This window comes from Congregibacter variabilis (genome assembly GCF_045689235.1).
GTDB classification, from domain to species: Bacteria; Pseudomonadota; Gammaproteobacteria; order Pseudomonadales; family Halieaceae; genus Congregibacter; species Congregibacter variabilis.
Map to the genome: position 1 here is coordinate 3,410,873 of NZ_CP136864.1, position 22,045 is coordinate 3,432,917.

The 22,045-nt window shown below is 53.7% G+C and carries 11 protein-coding genes; 9 read left to right on the forward strand and 2 right to left on the reverse strand.

Features of this window, described 5'->3' with window-relative positions; genetic code table 11:
• The first annotated feature begins 18 nt into the window (after nt 1-18).
• Nucleotides 19-780: a TIGR01458 family HAD-type hydrolase gene (locus tag R0135_RS15215; RefSeq protein ID WP_407347765.1), complete on the forward strand. Its 762-nt coding sequence runs from the start codon at nt 19-21 to the stop codon at nt 778-780.
• A gap of 72 nt (nt 781-852) precedes the next feature.
• Here R0135_RS15215 and R0135_RS15220 read toward each other — a convergent pair whose 3' ends face one another.
• Nucleotides 853-1,548: a hypothetical protein gene (locus tag R0135_RS15220; protein ID WP_407347766.1), complete on the reverse strand. Its 696-nt coding sequence runs from the start codon at nt 1,546-1,548 to the stop codon at nt 853-855.
• Nucleotides 1,549-1,861: 313 nt separating this feature from the next.
• Between R0135_RS15220 and R0135_RS15225 the strand changes: the two genes are divergently transcribed.
• From R0135_RS15225 to R0135_RS15235, 3 genes are all read left to right on the forward strand, one after another.
• Nucleotides 1,862-2,524, forward strand: coding sequence for a response regulator (locus R0135_RS15225; protein ID WP_407347767.1), 663 nt, complete (start codon nt 1,862-1,864; stop codon nt 2,522-2,524).
• Nucleotides 2,525-2,650: 126 nt separating this feature from the next.
• Complete coding sequence (locus tag R0135_RS15230; protein WP_407347768.1) at nt 2,651-5,587, forward strand: chemotaxis protein CheB; 2,937 nt, start codon at nt 2,651-2,653, stop codon at nt 5,585-5,587.
• Between the two features lie 44 nt (nt 5,588-5,631).
• The gene (locus tag R0135_RS15235; protein WP_407347769.1) at nt 5,632-7,653 is read left to right on the forward strand and encodes a PAS domain S-box protein; all 2,022 of its coding nucleotides are present in this window, start codon (nt 5,632-5,634) and stop codon (nt 7,651-7,653) included.
• Nucleotides 7,654-7,722: 69 nt separating this feature from the next.
• Here R0135_RS15235 and ftsH read toward each other — a convergent pair whose 3' ends face one another.
• On the reverse strand, nt 7,723-9,600 hold the full coding sequence (ftsH, locus tag R0135_RS15240; protein WP_407347770.1) for an ATP-dependent zinc metalloprotease FtsH: 1,878 nt from the start codon (nt 9,598-9,600) through the stop codon (nt 7,723-7,725).
• Between the two features lie 213 nt (nt 9,601-9,813).
• Between ftsH and R0135_RS15245 the strand changes: the two genes are divergently transcribed.
• The 5 genes from R0135_RS15245 to R0135_RS15265 all read left to right on the forward strand — a co-directional run bounded on the left by R0135_RS15245 (nt 9,814) and on the right by R0135_RS15265 (nt 22,029).
• Nucleotides 9,814-10,290 carry a CBS domain-containing protein gene (locus tag R0135_RS15245; RefSeq protein ID WP_407347771.1) on the forward strand — a complete coding sequence of 159 codons (477 nt, stop codon included), beginning with the start codon at nt 9,814-9,816 and terminating at the stop codon, nt 10,288-10,290.
• A 25-nt stretch (nt 10,291-10,315) separates the two neighbouring features.
• Complete coding sequence (locus tag R0135_RS15250; RefSeq protein ID WP_407347772.1) at nt 10,316-10,846, forward strand: Hsp20/alpha crystallin family protein; 531 nt, start codon at nt 10,316-10,318, stop codon at nt 10,844-10,846.
• Between the two features lie 107 nt (nt 10,847-10,953).
• Nucleotides 10,954-11,943: a universal stress protein gene (locus R0135_RS15255; RefSeq protein WP_407347773.1), complete on the forward strand. Its 990-nt coding sequence runs from the start codon at nt 10,954-10,956 to the stop codon at nt 11,941-11,943.
• Nucleotides 11,943-20,447 (forward strand): GH36-type glycosyl hydrolase domain-containing protein, encoded by an 8,505-nt coding sequence (locus R0135_RS15260; protein WP_407347774.1) that lies wholly within the window; start codon nt 11,943-11,945, stop codon nt 20,445-20,447. Before R0135_RS15255 ends, R0135_RS15260 begins: the two co-directional genes overlap by 1 nt.
• Nucleotides 20,448-20,550: 103 nt before the next feature.
• Complete coding sequence (locus tag R0135_RS15265) at nt 20,551-22,029, forward strand: Do family serine endopeptidase (protein WP_407347775.1); 1,479 nt, start codon at nt 20,551-20,553, stop codon at nt 22,027-22,029.
• Nucleotides 22,030-22,045: the final 16 nt, after the last annotated feature.

Consider the following 22,045-nt stretch of genomic DNA (forward strand, 5'->3'; position numbering starts at 1 on the left):
GCTATAAAGGGATATCAAATGATTGATGCCTTGTTGCTTGATCTTAGCGGTGTGCTTTATCAGGGCGCCAAGAGCATTCCCGGTGCCGCGAACGCCGTAGAACGTGCGCAGCGCAGCGGTGTTCAGGTACGCTTTATCACCAACACCTCTCAGAAGGCGCGAGAGGAGCTGTTGAGCCATTTGTACGCTCTTGGGTTTTCTCTTGATTCCACACAGTTGTTTACTGCGGTAGATGCAGCCCGTGATTGGCTGCAAACGAGAAAGCTCAGGCCTTTCTGCCTTGTGCATGAGAATATCGTCGGTGAGTTCTCTGATATTGACCAGCACGATCCCAACGCCGTGTTCCTTGCCGATGCTGCAACAGGTTTCAGTTTTGAAAACCTGAATCGCGCTTTTCAACTCTGTATGGCCGGTGCTCCGTTTCTGGGCATCGGTTACAACCGCTACTGCAAGTCCGGTGATGAGCTGCAGTTGGATGCAGGCCCTTTTGTAAAGGCAATTGAGTTCGCCGCGGGCGTGGAGGCAACGATAGTCGGCAAGCCCAGCGAAGTTTTTTTCCGGGAAGTGATGGCTTCAACACAGGTGTCTCCCGAGCGAACAATTATGGTGGGCGATGATGTCTTCAGTGATGTGGAGGGAGCGCTCCGGGTGGGAATGAACGCCTGCCTGGTAAAAACGGGTAAGTATCTCCCGGGAGATGAACATCGTATAACGGGTGACTTCCTTACTTTTGACTCAGTTGTTGAGGTGGTGGATTTTATTCTGAAGCACCGCGATTGATGCTCACAAAAATGCCAGCCGAAAAACGCTAAGACACGGTTTTAAGCAAAAAAATCGTGATGAACGGGCAGCTTATTCTTCACTACACTCGGGTAAGTCCAGCAAAGGGCGCGCTTCATGTCCGATTTTGTAGACTTGGCCTACCGCGAGCACATCAGCGTAAAAGTGGGTCCCCAGTGACCGGGCTACGATGGAGCTTATGAGATATTGAAGCAGCAGAAACGTCAGATATACCAGTAGCTGCACAGGGGTGGATGTGCTGATGATGAGTGATCCCGCGCCAAAGAACAGCAGAATTATAAAAGACAGCCAGGTTATCTCTTGAGCTAATAAGAAGTCGTTACGGTCGTCCACAACCGCAGGGTTACTTCGATACTTGCGATAGATTTCTACCCAGAGAGCCTCCTGCTCCGTTGGGTTATCCGGTAGCTGACCCTCGCTATGGCTTTTTTTTGGGAGATATCTTTTAAAAACCCGTGTGACCGGGAGTTTGCGTGACCAGTCCCAAAAGACCAGTAACGCCCGAAATTTTTTGGTGATCCGGTTGCCTGCCGCGAGCGTCGCCAGCATTCCCAGACACAGGGCGAGCAGTATTTTCCAATGTGTTTCAAAGCGCACTAACAGTGCAGACAGCTCTCCGGACACCGCATACATCACCACTGCAAAAACAATAATATTCAGAGTCAAAAATCCGATGGCCCAGATGCGTGTTTTCCCAGGTACCGGAGGGTCTGGCTGACGGTTTGGTGTAGCGGTTGGATAGTTCACACAAATGAGTCCCCTGATAAGCGCTATCTCTGCGCGCGGCGACGCTAACGAGCGCTTCAATAAGCATGACGCCACCAGCCAGAGGACGAAAAATAAAGACCGGGTGCTCTTTGGGCTATAGGGAAAACCCCTATTGCTTCGACACCGCTTACAAGAACAATAGGTGTTTTCCCTAGTAACTAACAAGAAGGTGTGGGAGTAGCGTCTGGCATGGCTTCTTTGATGCGGCTTTTCCCGGCCTCTCAAACTATAAGAAGAAAATGATGGTTATATTTTATGTAACTTCGCTGGGCACTGTAGCGGAGCGCGTGTCGTGAAGGCGGCGCATGTGGGCGACGCCAGAGTACTGTTGGTGGATGATCATCCGACCTTTCGTGAAGGGCTGCGATCTCTGATAGAACATACTGATGGCGTAAGCGTATGCGCTGAGGCGGATAGCGAAAGCAGCGCTATGCGTAAGCTGGAAGCCAGTACGCCAGATCTTATGATCGTGGATCTAAATCTGGGAGATGATAGTGGTTTAAGGCTGATTCATCGCGCTCGGCAGGCTTTTTCGAAGCTGCATATTCTGGTCGCATCTATGTACGACGAGTTGATGTATGGCGAGCGCGCGATCAATGCGGGCGCTAACGGTTACATCTGCAAGCAGGATGATCCCCATAAACTGGTAGAGGCCATAGAGGTGGTCCGTCACGGCGGTCTCTATATCAGTAATAAACTGGCAAACCGTATCCGCGAGCGCGAGTTGTCGGGGGCAGGTGCGGCTGTGGAAGATCCGGTAGAGGTGCTTTCGGAGAGGGAGCTGCAGGTCTTTACTCTCATTGGAAACGGTTACTCGACCAAGGAAATTGCGGTTAAGTTACATGTCAGCCCCAAGACAGTGGACGCACATCGGGATCACGTTAAACGCAAAATTGGCGTGCCGGACAACACACGCCTGATTCATCGGGCAGTGCAATGGGTGCTCTCACAGTAGCGTTATCTCCTGCTCATCCATATTCCATCGCATGGATAACTGCACTAGACTGAAGCTAATGTCTCCAAAAGGATGGCGGCAAGAGCGATAAAAAATGCTGGGGCAGTAAAAAACGGAGAACACTTCTTGTCGGGCGATAATCTAGATAGTTCCGAGCTGACGAATATGCAGGGACATCCAACGGATGTTGCGGGTGTCTCGGCCGTTGTGGGTATCGGTGCTTCAGCAGGAGGGCTTGAGGCGCTGGAAGAACTGTTTAGGAACATGCCTGCCGATACGGGTATGGCCTTCGTTGTGGTCACGCATCTACATCCTGGCCACAAAACGCTCTTACCCGAGTTGTTAGCCAAGACTACCGAGCTGTCTGTAGAGGTCGCCAGCTCGGGGCTGGATGTAAAAGCAGATCACATCTATATCGGCCCTCCCGGCGGCCAACTGTCCATTGAAGGCGGTAAGCTGCAGCGTCTGGAAAAAGACGCCGACCATGCGCCTAAACTGCCCATCAATTACTTCCTGCGCTCCTTGGCCAAGGACCTGGGCGAACGGGCGGTCTGCATCATACTGTCAGGCACCGGAAGCGACGGCACCTTGGGGCTGCAGGAGATCAAGGCACAGGCGGGTATGACGATGGTAGAGGACCCGCAATCAGCCAAGCATGACGGCATGCCCAATAGCGCTATTGCCACAGGACTTGTGGATTTTGTGTTGCCTCCGGATGCCATGCCAGAGCAACTCATTCGGTATGTGCAAGCACCCTATCTGAGTGCGCCTCTGACAAGCAGCGCATCCCCAGCAATTGATAGCAGAGCACTGCAGGAGATTTTTGCTCTGTTGAGTCGCCATACGGGCCATGATTTTTCCACTTATAAGCGTAATACCATTCATCGGCGTATAGCTCGGCGAATGAACGTACATCAGATACAAAGCCACGCCCAATATGTACGGTACCTTCAGGAAAACCCGAATGAGATCGACACCTTGTTTCGTGAGTTGTTGATCAACGTCACCAATTTCTTTCGGGATCCTGAGGCCTGGGAGGCCTTGGCAAAACTAGTAGACGATTTGGTGAAATCGCGTCCCGAGGGTTCAAAACTGCGAGTGTGGGTACCCGGTTGTTCCAGCGGGGAAGAGGTTTACAGTATCGCCATCTTGCTACACGAATCCATGCAGGCTAATCAGCGGCAACTGGATGTTCAGATTTTTGGTACTGATCTGGATGCCCGAGCGATTGATAAAGCCAGAGCAGGGCTGTACCCGGAGGCCATGGCTGATGACCTGACGCCGGAGCGACGGCAAAAGTACTTCAGCAGTGAGAGGGGTGGCTACCGTATTCGCAAGGACATTCGTGAGTCCACGATCTTTGCCGTCCAGAATGTCATCAAGGACCCTCCTTTTACCCATGTGGACCTCGTCTCCTGCCGTAACCTTTTGATCTACCTCGATGCGCGTATTCAGAAGAAACTGCTGCCTATTTTCCACTACGCGCTTGAGCCAAAAGGTCTGCTGTTTCTGGGGTCGTCGGAAACCATAGGCTCATTTTCTGATCTTTTTGAGCCCTTGGATCAGCGCTGGAAGATATTTCGCCGCAAACACCGCGCTCAGGAGCGCCATGGACTCCCGGATTTTCCTTTACAGGCGGCTGCCCAGGAAAGTCGCCCGGGTACCCGGGCAGCTGCAAAGCAGGCCGTGAGGGACAACACCGTGCCGCGGCGTATAGAGCGTGCCCTACTAAACCGTTTTGCGCCTGCCAGTGTCATTGTCAACGGGCGAGGTGACATCGTATACGTCCACGGGCGCACTGGCGCTTATCTCGAGCCATCGGAGGGTCAGCCGCGCAACAATATTCTGGAAATGGCGCGCGAAGGCTTGCAGATAGAGCTCACGGAGGCGCTGCGTCAGGCCTCCACGGAAAGTGAAGTTGTGCGCAACAGTATTCACGTGAACACCAATGGTACGACTACGGTGGTGGACCTCAGTGTAGTCAAGCTCTCTGAACCGGAGGGCTTGCGCGATCTGTTGCTGGTGAGCTTTCGCCCGAGTGCTTCCAAAACAGTTCACGCGACGGATGCGGTAACGGAGGGCCGGCCTGACGCCGAAGGTGCGAAGCGCCTTGAGCAATTGGAACGTGCACTTAAGTTTATGCGCGAGACGCACCGTGCAACTCTTGAAGAATTGGAAACCGCGAATGAGGAGTTGGAGGCGACCAATGAGGAGCTGCAATCGACTAATGAAGAGTTGCAAAGTACCAACGAGGAACTCGAAACCTCAAAAGAAGAGATGCAATCTCTTAATGAAGAATTAACCACGGTTAACGCTGAGCTGCAGTCAAAGGTAGAGGATTTGTCTGAGTCCAGTAACGATATGCAGAACCTGCTCAACAGCACCAAAATTGCGACTCTGTTTCTCGACAACGAGCTAAAGATAAAACGATTTACCGATAGGGCCAGGGATCTGGTGATGCTGCGCAACGAAGATGTGGGTCGACCAATCTCTGACCTGGCGTCGAAGCTGCAGCATGAAGATCTGAGTGCGGATTGCCAAAATGTACTCAAAACGCTGGTGTTCCGGGAGACCGAAGTAAACACCAGTGATGGTGGTGTATACCTCATGCGAATTATGCCCTACCGAACTTCCACCAATGCCATAGACGGACTGGTTCTGACATTTGTTGACATCACCAGGCTCAAACAGGTGCAAACAGACCTGCGACATATGTCAAAGGTTTTCAGAGAAAGCGGGGATCCAGTGATTATCCTCAACCTCGATGGCGCGGTTCTTGATCTCAATGATGAAGCGGAGAGGACCTATGGTTACTCTCGGGAGGGCATGCTGGGGACGCCTCTGAGAAAATTTATTCCCGCCGAACGATGCGATGAGTTTGACGCGCTGCTTAACCGCTGCCGGGACGGCGAGATTATTCGTAATGTTTCCTGGCGCTTGCTGAATCGCTGGGGTGAGGAGATGGCAGTGCGCCTGACTCTTACTGTCCTTACTACGGAAAGTGGAGAAATGGATGCTATTGCGTTTATCGGGAAGCGAGCTGTCGGAGACGACCCGGGCTAATGGTCTTTGAAAAAAGGGCTAAAACCGAAAGGCGTGGTGCGGACTTGCGCAAACAGGCCGAGGCCAGAGTCGGTGCATCGGCCGCCGACGTAAGCGCGATGTCTGAAGCCGAAATTCAACGGCTTGTCTATGAGTTGCAGGTGCATCAGGTCGAGCTGGAGTTGCAGAATGAGCAGCTGCGCGAGGCTCAGTTCGATTTGGCGTCCTCCCGCGATCGCTTCGCTGACCTGTATGATTTCGCTCCCGTAGGATATTTAACACTGGATGAAGCGGGCTCAGTACTCGAGGCTAATCTGAGCGCTGCAGATATCCTGGGCATTGGACGCGATAGCCTGCTGCAGTCAAAGCTATCAGACTTTCTCGCGCCGGCGAGTCAGGACGCGGCCTATTTGCATTGGCAGGAAGTATTCGCCAGCCCTGGAAAGCAATTGGTGGAGCTGGATTTGCTGGGCCCCCGTGACACAGTGAGGAGGGTCAGGCTTGAAAGCATAGCTTCCTCCAGTGAGTCTGCACCTGAACGCCAATGCAGGGTTGCACTGGTTGATATTACCGATCTTGCGCGTTTGCAGAAATCCCTGATGGTCCTGAACGCGAGTCTTGAGCACAAAGTGGAGGCTCAGGTTCAGGAAATCAGATTAATGGCCCACGCTCTTGCCAACCTTAATGACGGCGTATTGATTACGGTAAATCGCGATCACTGGTCCCGCTCTCGCCTCGTTTTTGTGAACGATGCCATGTGCAAATTTCTGGGCTGTAGTCCGGGACAAATGCGGAATCAGTCCCCAGAGCAGCTGATAGGACCGTTAATCGGCTTGGCCTCGACGGCACAGATAGATCATGACATCAATGATCGAGGTGGCTTCTTTGGGGAGTTGAATTACGCGACGGAGGCTGGTGAGTTCGGCGAATTAGAGTTGTCAGTTACCCCAATGTCCGGCGACGATAAAGCGTCGGCCTATTTCGTGACGATGCTCCGGGATATAACCCAGCGTAAGAGTGAAGAGAAAATATGTATAGAGCGCAAGGAACGTCTGCAGGCTATTCAGGACGCGGCTCTGGATGCCATCATCACCATCGATGAGCAAGGTATTGTTCGGGACTGTAATCCAGCGGTGGAGAAACTTTTTGGTTATACGCCGGCTGAGATCACAGGCCGCAATATCAGCATGCTGATGCCCTCACAGCACCGTAAACACCACGATGACTATTTACATCAGCATTTAAAAACAGGCAGGTCTCGCGTCATCGGCAAGAACAGGAATATGCTGGCCTTGCATCGCGATGGGCATAGCTTTCCGATTACCTTGTCTGTGAGTAAGGTCGAACATCTGGGTCTGTATACGGGCGTTATAGCGGATACCAGCCAACTACGAAAACTACAGCGGGAAGTGTTGGTCGCTGCCGGTGACACCCAGTGGCGCATAGGGCAGGCCTTGCATGATGGTCCGCAGCAGGCACTGGCTGGTCTCGGCCTGATGGCCGAGGGCCTGGCTCAGGATCTTAGGCGACAGGGCTCTGTTCAGGCAGAGCAGGCCAGCTTGCTCAGCCAAAAGCTGAGCCAGACAAACAAAGATATTCGTTCATTGGGGAAAGGCCTGATCCCTGTGCAAGTGGGGGACAGCGGCCTTATGAGTGCACTGGAGAATCTGAGCAGTCAGATCAGTGATGAGTACGGGCTAATCTGCGAGCTGCACTGCTCGAGAGCGGTCGAAATCTCCGATCACTATACTGCGGATCAGCTCTACCATATTGCCAGAGAGGCTGTGCTGAACGCCGCCAGACATTCTGGCGCTGATCGTATCGATATTTTCCTCGAGCTGCGGGGACAGGACATATTGCTGCGTGTCGTGGACAACGGTTCAGGTATCAATCCGGACCGCAATGAAGGGAAAGGCCTGGGCATGCACATCATGCCTTATCGTGCTGCAAGCATCGGTGCAGTTTTCGAGATCTCTGGTGCGACCGGTGGCGGAACAGAAGTCGCTTGCACCATCGAGTATTTCTCCTCGGTCACAGCCCAAACGCCAAAGGACAACACCGCGCCTATATCAAATTTTCAAGCCTAGCGATGCCACCATGCCCTGCGGTGCAAGCAAAAAAACGCCAGATCGAAGCCATAGCCAATTAAAACAGCGTTAATGGTGACTTGCCTGCATAAGCGCTTTGGCCTCAGAGCCGCTGATCACTTCTTTTTCCTGTAGCAATTTCGCCATACGGTTTAGCGCAGGGCGTTCCTGCTGCAGAATCTCTCTGGCGCGACGATGGGCTTCCTCCACGAGGGTCTTTACTGCGGCATCGATTTGCCTGGCGGTATCCTCGCTGTAGTTTTTTTCTTCCAGATAATCCCCTCCCAAATAGAGTGACTGTTGGCGTCTTCCATACGTTAGGGGCCCCAGGTCTTCGCACATGCCCAGGCGCGTAACCATGTCTCTGGCGATTTCGCTGGCGCGTTCCAGGTCATTGGAGGCACCGGTAGAAATGTCATCAAATACGATTTCTTCGGCAACCCGTCCCCCCAGCAGTGTCGCGAGCTGGTCCCTAAGTTCTTCGCGGGTGGATAGAAATTTTTCTTCCACGGGGAGCTGCAGGGTATACCCGAGCGCAGCTACCCCCCGGGGAATAATTGAGATTTTGTGCACAGGCTCACCATGGGGCACCGACAACGCTACCAGAGCATGCCCGGATTCATGGAAGGCCACGCGGCGCTTTTCCTCACTGTTTAGCACCCGATGTTTTTTCTCTGGCCCAGCGATTACTCGGTCGATAGCCGCCTCGAAGTCAACCATGGTCACTTCTTTGCGGTTGTGGCGCACAGCCAGTATCGCTGCCTCGTTGCAGATGTTCGCCAGATCCGCACCCACAAACCCCGGCGTGCGCTGCGCCACCACGCTCAACTGCACATCACTTCCAAGGGTCAGTTTGCTTGCATGCAACTGGAGTATCGATTGCCTTTCACCCAGATCGGGCTTGTCTACAACAATTTGTCGGTCAAATCGGCCTGCGCGCAGCAGAGCCTTATCCAGCACTTCAGGGCGGTTGGTTGCGGCCATCACCACTACGCCGATAGACGGATCGAAGCCATCCATTTCCGTTAGCAATTGGTTGAGAGTCTGTTCCCGTTCATCGTGGCCACCCATTACCGCCGGGCCACCGCGTGAGCGACCGATGCCATCGAGTTCATCGATGAAAATAATGCACGGTGCCTTGTCGCGGGCCTGTTGGAATAGATCACGCACCCGTGCCGCACCCACTCCCACAAACAGCTCAATGAACTCTGAGCCACTAATGTTAAAAAACGGCACCTTGGCTTCACCTGATACCGCACGCGCCAATAGAGTTTTGCCGGTACCCGGTGGGCCCAGAAGTAGGACGCCCTTAGGCATGTGACCACCGAGGCGTTGGATGCGAGACGGGTCCTTGAGAAATTCAATGCTCTCTTTTAATTCTTCCTTGGCTTCCTCCGCCCCAGCGACATCGCCGAATGTCACCGGAGGCGAGCTGTCGGCGTGAATGCGGGTATGGCTGCCCATACTTAGAAAGCCTCCCGCTGCGGCGCCCCCCTGCATTCGTCGACCCATCCACCCCCAGAACAGGAACAGCAGGGCGAAGGGGAATACCCAGCTCAACAATGCTGGCAACCAGCCACTGTCGTGCCTTACAGCATAATCTACTGCGTGCTCGCGAAACATTGAAGCGAGCTCACTGTCGGCTAGCGGCACGGTGACTACTATGCGGGGTTTGCCGGTTTTTTCATCCTTGATTTTTAGGACGGCTTCGATTCGATTGTCTTTGACTATTGCAGTGTCAATTTGGCCCTGGTCAAGAAAAGTCAGAAAATCGCTGTAGGGAATTTCTTCTCGCGCTACACGCATACCCCACTGCCACCAAAGCATTGCAAGTAACATGAGGTAGACGGCCAGCTGCACATTGGGACGTTTCCATGGAGCCCCATCAGCAGACGTATTTATTTCAATATCGCCTTGTTGCTTGTCTTGTCTCTTGTCCTGTTCCATATCTTGCTTTTCCTTGCTCCGTCAAGATTCTAGTCGATGAGCAGCTCTACAGAATCGGGTCCTGCGAGTTCGCCTGTGAACAGAAACCTAAGAAAAACCCTACTGTGCAAGTACCTGGTTGAACTCAATATAGGAAATTTCCCGATATAAGTTGCGTTATGGCTTTGCAATTATCCGCTTCCTCATTGCGGAATCACAAAACGGGTGATCAAAATGCAAGTCAAAAACATCATGACCGCCAGAGTTTTTTGTGTAGATGCAACGCAGTCACTGGGCGACGCGGCGCACCTGATGTACGAGCGTAATTGCGGCAGCGCCCCGGTTGTCGACGACAAAGATCACATAGTGGGCATGGTCACCGATCGGGATATCACCATGGCGGCCTATATGAACGGTGGCAGTTTGAACTCCATTCCGGTTTCTTTAGCGCAATCGCAACCCATAGTGTGTTGTAAGTCCGATGATGAGATCAGTGATGTTCAACATCTGATGCAGATGAATCAGGTCCACAGAATCCCTGTTATCAATGACGATGGTCAGCCGATCGGAATCGTATCCCTGAATGACATCGCCTGCGCTTACAAGTCGGGTGTTGAGGGCGTGGATCCTCAGGATATCGGCGATACCCTGGCCGCGATCTGCAGCCCCAAAAGAGAGTTTAAGGGCCTGAGTCCGGTTGCATCAGCCTGAAACAATTCAATTACGGAGAATGAGTATGAATACAGTCGCAGTGAAAGATCCTGCCAAGAAAGAAAAGCGGGGCTTACGCCGTTGGAATGATCTGGAAAGTCGTCCCCTTGACATGTTTTTGTGGGGGAAAAGCAATTTGCATCGAGAAATGGATCGTTTGTTCGATGACTTTTTGAATAACGGCGGTCGTCCTACGTTGCTCGCCCCGTGGTCTGAGACAGTGTTGTCACCGTTGGTTGATGAAACGGAGGATGACAAGGCCTATCACATTGAGGTGGAGCTTCCTGGAATAGATCAGGCGGATATTGATGTTAGCTACTCCGATGGCCTGCTGACTATTAGTGGTGAGAAAAAAGAAGAGAAAGAAGAAGAGAAAAAAGATTATTACCGCAAGGAGCGGGCTTTCGGCCAGTTTCGACGGGTTCTTCCCATGCCCGGCGCCGTAGACGAGTCAAAAATTCAGGCGACGTTCAAGAAAGGCGTGTTGCATATTGAGTTACCGAAAACCAAGGAAGCTCAAAAGAAAGTTAAGAAAATCAGCGTAAAGACAACGTGAAGTTTGCCTGAAAGCCCAGGGATCATAGGTGCGTACCTAGGGTCTTTCTACCCGCCCGGGGGGGGCGGGGGGCTTTCATTCTCGCATCATTTTTGGGAGTTAAAGCCGTGGAATTGGTCGCTGACCGTGTCGGTCTGGGTGAATTGCCCAAAGTGTTGATCTGCGCCGATAAGCCTCGGTCTGCAGCAAAAATATTGCCGCATGCCAAGGCTCTTGCAGCAGCTCTTGACGCTGACCTGACGTTATTGCACATCATGGAGGCGCACAACTCTACTTTTGTGCCTGCGGATCCCGTGGAATGGGAGTGCAGTCGTCGCGAGGCAGAGGCTTTCGTTGGCGCGCTCGCCAGCGCGCACTCCTCCCCAGATCGTTCAATCTCGACCCGGGTGTTGCAGGGTTGTCCGAGCGACCAAATTGCTACTTGTGTTTCCAATGGTCTGGATGATGTGGTTGTGCTTTGTAGATCCACCGCGGATACACCAGGGTTATTGGGGCAAACCGTGCGCAACGTGGTCGATAAGGTAGATAGCTCGGTGCTGGTGATTCCACCTGATACTGTCAACGCCAAAAAACCACCCTATCGTCGCGTTTTACTACCGCTGGATGGTTCACCTAGAGCCGAGGTCGCTATAAGCATTGCCGCGAAGATTGCTCGCGATCAGGGCGCCGACATCGTTTTGGTTCATGCAGTACCTCAACCGGACCTCATCGCTGTTGTTCCCCTGGAGACAGAGGACATCGAACTGAGGGATCGTCTGCAGCGTCGCAACGAACGGGTCGCACAGAACTACCTGGAGCGGCAGTGCGAACAGATCCGCGGTCTTGGCGTAGCAGCCCGGCCCCTGGTGCTGGTAGATGGAGACGTTCGCCGGCAGTTGAAAGGGGCGATTGCAAGCGAGTCAGCGGATCTCGTGGTGATTTCATCCTATGGAAATGGTGGCCACGCGGATGTATCGGCGGGCGATATGGCGATTTTTCTGTTAGCTAATGCCTCTGCGCCGGTGTTGATGGTCAGACAGGCACGGGGTGTCCGCGGAGGGCATGTGCATGCGCCCGCTCAGTCCAACGGGGTGCGGCAGCCGACTGGAGCCAGTTAATGGCGGAATCCACAGCGGATGTCTTTTCATCACAGTTGCTCGAATCAGAGGCTCGCAGGGTCGCCCGAAGCCATAAGCTGGGTCAGTCATCCAAAGAGTTTTTATCTGTCTATAAGCATCTCAGGCAAATGCCCGATTGGATTGCCCGAATTGATAGCTACTGTGCCGCCCCCAAGCCGGAACACAGCCGGGTAGCCGACTGGCTACTGGACAATGACTATCAGGTCCTGCGAGCCATTCGTCAGTTGGGAGAGGATCTTCCGCCGGATTTCTATCACCAGTTGCCTGTACTGAGCACTGCAGATAGCCATCAGGTCCCCCGAGTTTTTGCGGTCGCTCACGCCGCCATAAAAGCTATGCGCAAGCAGTTGGCCTCTGGCAACCTCCAGCGGTATATCAATGCGTATCAGGAAGTCGCACCGCTTACTGTTGCCGAGCTTTGGGCGCTACCTTCCATGCTGCGCTTGGCAAGTCTTGAGATATTGGCGGATGCATTCGAGCAGTTGTCCGAGGACCTCGCTCCACCCTGGAAAATAAGCGTTTACGCGACAAAAGCGCGAAGCCCTGATGTCACTGATCGTGTGGCTCAGGCTATCAGTGTTCTGGCGGCTGTCTACGCGTTTGAGTGGGCTGACTTCGTTGACCATACAAGTTGTGTAGAAGCGATTCTGCGTCGCGACCCGGCTGAGTGCTACGCCAACATGGACTTTCAATCCAGGGATAGTTATCGACGAGCTGTAGAGCGGCTTGCAAAGGGAAGTGGCTTTGGTGAAGTCGCTATCGCGCGCAAGGTCATAGCGCTTGCCAACCGCGAGAAGCCGGGCAGTCGACAGCGCCATGTGGGCTTCTGGTTGATTGATGAGGGTGTACAAGCGTTGGAGGAGTCCTTGGGATATCGGCGGGACTGGCGAGAGCGACGTCAGGCTTTCATCTTGGGTAACGCCGGCTTGTGTTACTCATCCGTCTCTTTGCTGTTCTTTATCGCGGCTTTGGTTTTACCATTTTGGTACCTCCTGCACACGGGAGCTGCGCCGATCACATGGCTTGTAACGCTACTCTTGGTTGCACTGCCAGCCAGTGTACTCAGTCAGGCGCTTGTACAGTGGTTGCTCGCATCACTTGTCAGTATTCGCGCTCTGCCGGCTATTGATTATCGAAAGGGGATTCCGGTGGACTGCAAGACCGCTGTGGTCGTGCCGGTGATTATTTCTCGGGCAGAAGACGTGCCGCCGCTGGTGGAGTGGTTGGAGCTTCGGCGGCTGGCAAATCCTGACCCCATGCTGCACTTTGTTCTGTTGTCTGATCTTCCTGACTCTAAAGAAGAAGTGCAGCCCAACGACGCCGCTATAGAAAAAGCTTTGGTCGAAGCCGTTGCGAGTCTTAATGAACGATCCATGGGGTATGGAAACGCCCCAGCGGTTTGCAACTTCTATCTTTTGCACCGGCGCCGCCGTTTTAACGCCGCACAAAACTGCTGGATGGGTTGGGAGCGGAAGCGCGGAAAAATCGAGTCGTTTAATCGCTTTGTTCTCAGTGGTGATCCGGCCGAGTTTTCTTTACGTGAGGGCGAGCTATCACAATTACGGGATATAAAATATGTGATTACTCTGGATGCAGACACAATGCTGCCGCCATCTGCCGCGGCGAGTCTGATCGGGACTATCGCGCATCCACTTAACAAAGCCCAATGGGATGCAACAACTGGGCAGATTGCCGGGGGGTATTCGATTATCCAGCCGCGGTTGGAGGTGCTCCCCCTTTCTGGTCCGGTGTCCTTGTTTTGCAGGATTTTCGCCGGAGACGCTGCCATAGATATCTATTCGCGGGCAGTTTCTGATCTGTATCAGGATCTATTCGCCAGTGGATCTTTTGTGGGAAAGGGTATTTACGAGGTGGCGTCTTTTCAACGCAGTCTGGAAAACCGGGTTCCCGAGAATACGATCCTCAGCCACGACTTGTTTGAGGGTGCGCACGCCAGAACGGCTCTTGCATCCAATATTATTCTTTACGAAAACTTTCCAGCTAACTACCCGGAATATGCGTTACGCGCGCATCGGTGGATACGTGGAGACTGGCAGTTGCTTCCTTGGCTTGGCAAAAAGATACCGACCGCCGACGGCGCGCTAATGCCGGGCGCTCTATCAGCCCTTGATCGTTTCAAAATGTTCGACAACCTGCGGCGTAGCCTTGTGATGCCATCGCTGTTGGTTCTGTTATTGGCTGGCTGGACCGTGCTGCCCGGAAACCCCTGGTTGTGGACCCTGCTTGCGGCGCTTGCCCCGGGCATTTATTTATTCGCAGGACTGGTTAATACGGTTACGCGAGAAGACCGTAGCGCGAGGTTCGCAGATATGCGTTATCGCATACTTGAAATTTGCGGCCACTGGTTCGGGTCTCTAACCTTTCTTGTAAGTGATACTTTGATAGCTCTGGATGCAATCGTCCGGACCCTCTGGCGTCTCCTGGTTAGCAGGCGTGATTTGCTGCAGTGGCGTTCGGCAGCTCACGTGCAAAATGGAATCAGTCGCGGCAGCCTGCGTAGTTCGACCTGGCGCCTTATGTGGCCTTCATCCTTTAGCGCAGTCTTATTGACGCCGGCGCTGGCGTTTTTTTTTCCGTTAGCGCTGATTCCTGCCTCGCCACTGCTATTGCTGTGGTTCATCGCTCCAGAAATTGCAATCTGGTTAGGGCATCCGCGAGAGACACGGCGGCAGCATCTAAACGATGATGAACAGAGTTTCCTGTTTCAGCTCGCTCGGCGAACCTGGCATTTTTTTGAAGCCTTCGCGGGCCCCAATGAGAACTGGTTGCCGCCAGATAACTTTCAGGGCGGCGCAAAGAATGAAGTTGCCCATCGCACATCACCCACCAACATTGGAATGCTCCTGACTGCCACAACTACGGCGCGGGATTTCGGTTTTATTTGTACTGATGATTTTGTATTGAGGATACACAGCGCTCTGAAATCCATGGGACAACTCGAAACTTACCGTGGACATATCTTTAACTGGTACGACACTCGAACACTCAAGCCATTGGAGCCGCGCTATGTGTCGACAGTGGACAGCGGGAATCTAGCCGCCTGTCTGATTGTGCTTAAGCAGTCGTGTCTGGAATATGCGACCGAACCTGTTTTTAGACCTCAGCTATGGCAAGGTTTGCAGTGCACTTTTGCATTGTTGATGGATGCCCTTCGCTCCTTTGGCGGAATCAACAATGAGGATCTCAAACGCCACCAATCCCATTTTGAACAGACTTTTTCCCACGCTCGTATTTCAGTTAGCAGCTGGAGCACCTGCGCAAGCGAGCTGGTCGATACGCACTGGCCAAAGTTCGAGCAGGTGATTGCTGAGAAGCTGATTCATTCTGCGGAGTCATCACCAGTAGCATTGACCGAGGTTCGAGTCTGGGTAGACAGGTTTCACCATGATCTTCATGCACTTTATCGGCAGCTGCATGATTACCTGCCGTGGCTGGGATTGCTGGTGGGTCCACCCTCCGGGTGCGAGGACATTGCCCGAAGCGTCATGTCTGTTCTATCGGCGGAGTGCCCTATCCCAAATCTCACAGAGAACATCCGGTCCTGCAACTCGCTGATTGAAGATAGATTAACTTCGCTGCCACAGACCGAATCCGTCAGCGTGTGGTTGGAGAATCTCCAGTCCTCATTGCAGCAGGGCTTATCGAAGCAGGAGGAACTTAGTGCAGACCTCTTGGACTTGGCCAGTCGTGCAGAGCACATCGCGTTCGGCATGGATTTTTCTCTGTTGTATGACAAAGAGGTACGTCTTTTTCGGATTGGATTCAATGTCAGTACTGGTCAGGATGATCATAACCACTATGATTTGCTCGCGAGCGAGGCCCGCACCGCAAGCTTTTTCGCCATAGCTAAACGTGATGTTCCCATGGAGCATTGGTTCTCTTTGGGTCGCCCGGTAACCCGCTTGCACGGCAAGCCGGTAGTATTGTCGTGGACTGGTTCAATGTTTGAATATCTTATGCCTGCGCTTTTCATGCCTGGGCACCGAGATACACTCTTGGGTGAAAGTCAGTCTGCGGCTGTTATCTATCAGCGCGATTATGCCGCCAGTCGAAAAACCCCCTGGGGGATCTCCGAGTCCGCTTTTGCTGCTACGGACGCAGATGGTAATTATCAGTACAAGGCCTTTGGTGCGCCGGGACTCGGTCTTCGCCGCGGACTGAGCGAGGACCTTGTAATCGCGCCCTATGCGACGGCTCTCGCTTTGGGTCACTGGCCTCGGCTGGCCGTTGATAATCTGCGTAAATTGGCAGGTCTTACACGGTTGGGCGTTTACGGCTTTATCGACGCGCTGGACTTCACGGGCAAGCGTTCTTCTGGTGACAGTGCATTCAAGCCAGTAGAAACCTACATGGCTCATCACCAGGGCATGATAGCGGTGGCGATCTTCAATGCTCTGCACAATGACATTGTGGTCCATCGGATGATGTCAGATAAGCGCATGCGCACCTTCGAGATGCTGTTACAAGAGCGTATCCCCTGGGAAGCGCCCATAGAAGAGGGGCGAATCAAAGAGGCAAAGGAGCTGGAGCAGGGCTTGCGACCGGTACCGGTTTTAAACTCATGGGTGCCCTCCACCGGGTCCACGGTGCCGCAGGTCCTGATGCTTGGCAACGGGCGCATGGCCAGTTGGCACTCTGAGGGTGGAGCCGGAGGGCTTTATTGGAAGAACTTCGCGCTTACGCGCTGGCTTCCCGATTCCTCTGGCGATTGCCATGGTTACTGGCTGTACATCAAGGATGTCGAGTCTCAGATGCTTTGGTCGGCGGGGCGTTTGCCAACGGGCGACGCGGGTAGTGAGTCAAGGACAATTTTTCATCCCCACATGATTGAGCATTTTCGCCGCAATCATGGCATAGCTACCCGCGTGGAGATGAGTGTTGCTGCAGATGACGATGTTGAGATCCGACGCATCACACTGGTCAATGAGGGCACAGAGGCTCGGACCATCGAGGTGACCAGCTATGGGGAGGTGGTGCTGGCGCCGCCCATCGACGATGAACGTCATCCGGCCTTCAGCAAATTGTTTGTGGGCAGCGAGTTCTATCCGCAGCTCAATGGTTTGATGTTTACCCGGCGGCCGCGCAGGCCGGAAGCGCCCGCTCCCCATTTACTCCACATGGCAGTGATGAACAGTGCAAGAGTAGATTTGGTTGGCTACGAAACGGATCGAAGTCAGTTTATTGGCCGCAACGGCAACCTGAAGCGCCCGCTGGGCTTGCTTTCAGAGTTGTCCCGCACTACGGGCTGGACTCTGGATCCGATTATGGCGCTAACTGTGCGCGCGACTCTGGGGCCCAACGAGAGCGCTAGCTTCTTTCTCCTGAGTATTGCTGGAGAGTCGGTGAGCAAGTTGCAGGAGATTGCCGGGCGCTACCAGACGAATTCATTAGATTGGGCGTTCCGTGATGCCGCAAGAATGGTCGCGCGCGAAGTCGCCCGGGTAGAATTGGAGCCGGCGGCACTTCCGGATATGCAGGCTATTGCCTCTCTGTTACTGCAACCACACCCGCATTTCACAGCCTCGCCGAGCCATTTATCTGAGAGTCGTTATGGGCAGGAATACCTGTGGCACTTTGGTATCTCTGGTGATTTACCGATCCTGCTGGTGCGCATGGCTGAGACCAAGCCGACCAGGTTGCTCGAGACACTTATAAAGGCTCAGCATTTGTGGCGCAGGGCCGGCCTTAGAGTCGACATTGTCGTATTGCGCACAGGCTCTGCTGGCTATGAGGATCCTCTGCGCGAAACCATTCTTGCTATTTTGCGTGACGCCGATGTATTTGGTTATTTGGGTCGTGAAGGCGGTGTACACCTGCTGTACGCCGACCACATGGAGCCGGATGTGCAGCGGGGTATTGAGACAATGGCCCGGGTAATTCTGGACGATGACGCGGTCCCGCTGTCGCGCAAACTCGACAATATGCTGGAGCATCGGGCTTTGTTTCCAATGCTTGAACCCAGCGGACCTGAGCCTTTGGCCTTAGAACCTATGGCTCTGCAGCCCCTGGACCTTCAGTTCGCCAATGGCATGGGAGGTTTTGATCGAGTTAGCGGTGATTACGTTTTGGATCTCGGGCCGGGAGAACATACTCCTGCGCCGTGGTGCAACGTGCTGGCCAATGATCAGTTTGGGGCGATCCTGAGTGAATATGGACTGGGTTTTAGCTGGGCGGCTAACAGTGGTGAAAACCGCCTTACCTGGAGTTCTAATGACCCAGTTTCTGATCTACCCGGAGAAGCCCTGTATCTTCGCGACGAAGTCACTGCCCGGTTCTGGAGCGTTACTCCCGGACCGGCTGAGGAAAGTTCTGCATGCAGGATTCGTCACGGCACGGGGTACACCCGGTGGCAAAAAAAGAGCCATGGGCTGGATCAGGATCTGCTTGTCTTTGTACCACCGAAGGATCCGGTAAAACTGCTGCGACTTCGACTTACAAATCACACCGGTCAGGCACGCCGTTTGACGGCAACTTTTTACGCGCAGTGGCTCCTTGGATCGCTTGGCAGTAACTGCAAGCCTCATATCGTCTGTCACTACGACCCATCACTACACGCTATTGTCAGTCACAATCCATGGCGATCAGAGTTTAGCGAGCGAGTTGCGTTTGTGTCTTCCACTGACGTTGCTCACAGTGTGTCCGGAGATCGCTACGAATTTTTGGGGCGCGAGGGCACATTGCAAAGTCCCGCGGGCCTTCGAAGATCTGATCTTGGAGGGGGTTTTAACAGTGGGGGTGACGCCTGTGCTGCATATCAGGTGCATCTGGACTTAGCTGCAGGGGAGAGCAAAGAGACAGTTTTTATCCTGGGTCAGGGCGCTAATCAGGCACAGAGCAGTGAACTCATTACGCGCTATCAGGATCCCCGACAGATCGATACTGCGTTTTCGCAATTACAGAGCTTTTGGACGGAAAAATTGCATGCTGTGCAGGTCGAGACCCCTGACCCCGCCTTTGACCTAATGGTCAACCGTTGGTTGATCTATCAGACCCTGGCCTCGCGGATGATGGCAAGAGCAGGCTTTTATCAGGCTAGCGGGGCCTATGGTTTTCGCGATCAATTGCAGGATTCCCTGGCGTTGCTACAGGCTGATCCCGAACGAGTTCGTGAGCATATCCTGCGGGCAGCAGGACATCAGTTTGAAGCCGGCGACGTGCAGCATTGGTGGCACCCTCCCCAGGGGCGCGGCGTCAGAACCCACTGCTCTGACGATTACATCTGGCTCGCTTATGTCACGGCCCGGTATGTCACGGCCTCGGCCGACCGTGCAATCCTTGACTGCTCAGTGCCTTTTTTAATGGCGCCTCCCCTGGCTCCGGGGGAGCAGGATCGCTATGCGCGATTTGACCGAGGTAATCCCGCGACGCTGTTTGAGCACTGTTGCCGTGCCTTGGACCACATGATGAGCACAGGTGCTCATGGTTTGCCGCTCATGGGTAGCGGTGACTGGAACGATGGTATGGACCGTGTCGGCATCCAGGGGCGTGGTGAAAGCGTGTGGTTAGCCTGGTTTCAGATCGCTGCGATCAAGGAATTTTACCCCTTGGCAGTGGAGCGCGGGGCGACGGAGCGCGCCGATCGCTGGCAGCAATATGCTAAAAATTTGAAAACAGCCATTGATGAGAGCGCCTGGGATGGCGAGTGGTATATCAGGGCAATAGATGACCGGGGTAAGTCCTGGGGATCTCACGAAAATGAAGAATGCCGTATTGATTCCATCTCTCAGTCCTGGGCCGTACTGGCTGGTTTTGGCCATGAGCCGCGTGCGAAGACAGCAATGAATGCAGCGCGCGATAAGTTGCTTCTTGATAAGGATAGGTTGGTGCTGTTGTTGGATCCACCTTTTCATTATTCTTCGCGAGATCCAGGGTATATCCGAGCTTACCCACCGGGAATAAGGGAGAACGGCGGCCAGTACAGCCATGCGGCAACGTGGATGGGGCTGGCATTCGCGGGCCTTGGCGATGGCGATACCGCCTGGCAGATATTCGATATCCTCAATCCGATTCGGCGCGCTCTCGATCCCGAGAGCGTTCGGCGATACCAGCGCGAGCCTTTTGTGTTGGCTGGCGATATCTATTCCAAAGATAGCAACCGTGGGCGTGGTGGCTGGAGTTGGTACACCGGCGCTTCCGCATGGACCTGGCAATTGGGTGTAGAAGGGATTCTGGGTTTACGCCCGGTAGATGGCGGCTTCACCATTGATCCCTGCCTGCCAACACAATGGGGTGGCGCTAGGCTTATCGTCCGGCGCAAACAGGGTGTAATAAAAATCGCTATCGAAGATCCTGATCACGTGGGTCGCGGCGTGAGTTCCATCGCGGTAAATGGAGAGACGGTCAGCGACAAGCTATTGCGGCTGCCGGGGGAGGGAAAGGAAATCGAAGTTGATGTACGACTTGGAAAACAACAGAGCATGACAACGCCGCTGCAGCTGCCGTTGTCGCGCGGTAACAGCTGAGGGTCTGACAGAGCCGTCTTTTTGGAATCTAAGGCTTTATCCGATAGTCCTCCCGAGCCGTTGTGCGCAAACTCCGCATTAGGTCTTTAGTGCAGAGAAAGTCTTGAAAATTATAAAGATAATGCCGGTTTTTCTGTCCCTCGTGTGTGCTCCGATACTGGGTTCTGTGGCTTATGCACAGAATTCGGGTGTCGATAATCTGCGCGAAACCGGTAAAGCGTTTGCGGCTGTAGCGCAAGAAGTATCTCCTTCGGTGGTCCTTATCCGGGCTGAGAGCCAGGGGTCTGCGGCTGCGCCGGGAGACTTTCAGTCGCCCTTCGGTGATCAGTGGCCTTTTGGGGATGATCTACTTCGACGCTTTTTTGGGGATCAAGTCCCGGGTCTACCGCAGCAACCCAAGCCGAATGTGCAGCGGCCCCCGCGGGTGATCGGCCAGGGTTCGGGGTTTGTTTTTGCGGTCAGGGATGGTTTGTTTTCTGACAGAAGTTATATTTTGACCAATAACCATGTGGTCAAAAATGCCGACAAGATCCGTGTCACATTTCAGGATGGGCGTGAATTCCAGGCTCGGGTCACCGGGCGTGACCCGCAGTCTGATGTAGCGGTTGTCGAGATCGATGCCAGTGGTTTGCCGGCATTAGAATGGGGAGACTCTTCGCTTTTGCAGGTCGGCGAGTGGGTTGTGGCCATAGGCAATCCGTTCGGCTTGAGTCATACGCTAACCGTTGGTGTTGTCAGTGCTACAGGACGCACCAGCGTAGGTATCAATGATTACGAAGACTTCATTCAGACCGATGCCGCGATTAATCCGGGCAACTCCGGTGGCCCCTTGGTTAATCTTGACGGTGAGGTGGTGGGAGTCAATACAGCGATATTCAGTCGAAGCGGAGGTTATATGGGCGTCGGATTTGCGATTCCCAGCGAGCTTGCCCGCGGTATTGCCATGCAGCTTCTGGAGCATGGTCAGGTTACTCGCGGTTACCTGGGCGTAGTGATTCAACAGCTGACTCCGGATCTTGCGGATTCGTTTGATATTCCTGCGGGACAGGGAATCTTGGTGGCACAAGTGAGTGAGGATTCTCCGGCAAAGAAGGCTGGTTTACGTCTGGGTGATGTCATTATTGAATTGCAGGGCGAAGCGGTCAGTGATGTGGGGAGGTTTCGAAATCTAGTGGCCTTGATACCACCGGGTACTACCCAGACCCTGACTGTTTTGCGTGATGGTAAGCGCAAGATGTTATCGGTGACCTTCGGGAAACTTAGCCAGGAAGTTTCAGACGAGGAAACGCCTGCTCGTAGCGCTGAGAAAATTGGCGTCGTCGTGCAGACTCTCACTCCCCAGTTGGCGGAGCTCTACAATGTGGAGTCCGGCGAAGGTGTTGTGGTGACCGAGGTCGTTTCTGGTTCGATTGCAGCTATGGCGGGAATCAGAATTGGTACCGTGATTATGCAAGTTGATCGCAAGACGATAAAGAGCGCTGCTGAGTTCCAGCGGGCTGTACAGCGCAGCGCTGATGACAAGCATGTGCTTCTACTACTCCGCGAGGGTGCGATGCAGCGTTATGTTGCTTTGCGCTGGTGAGGGGCTGTGGAGCTTC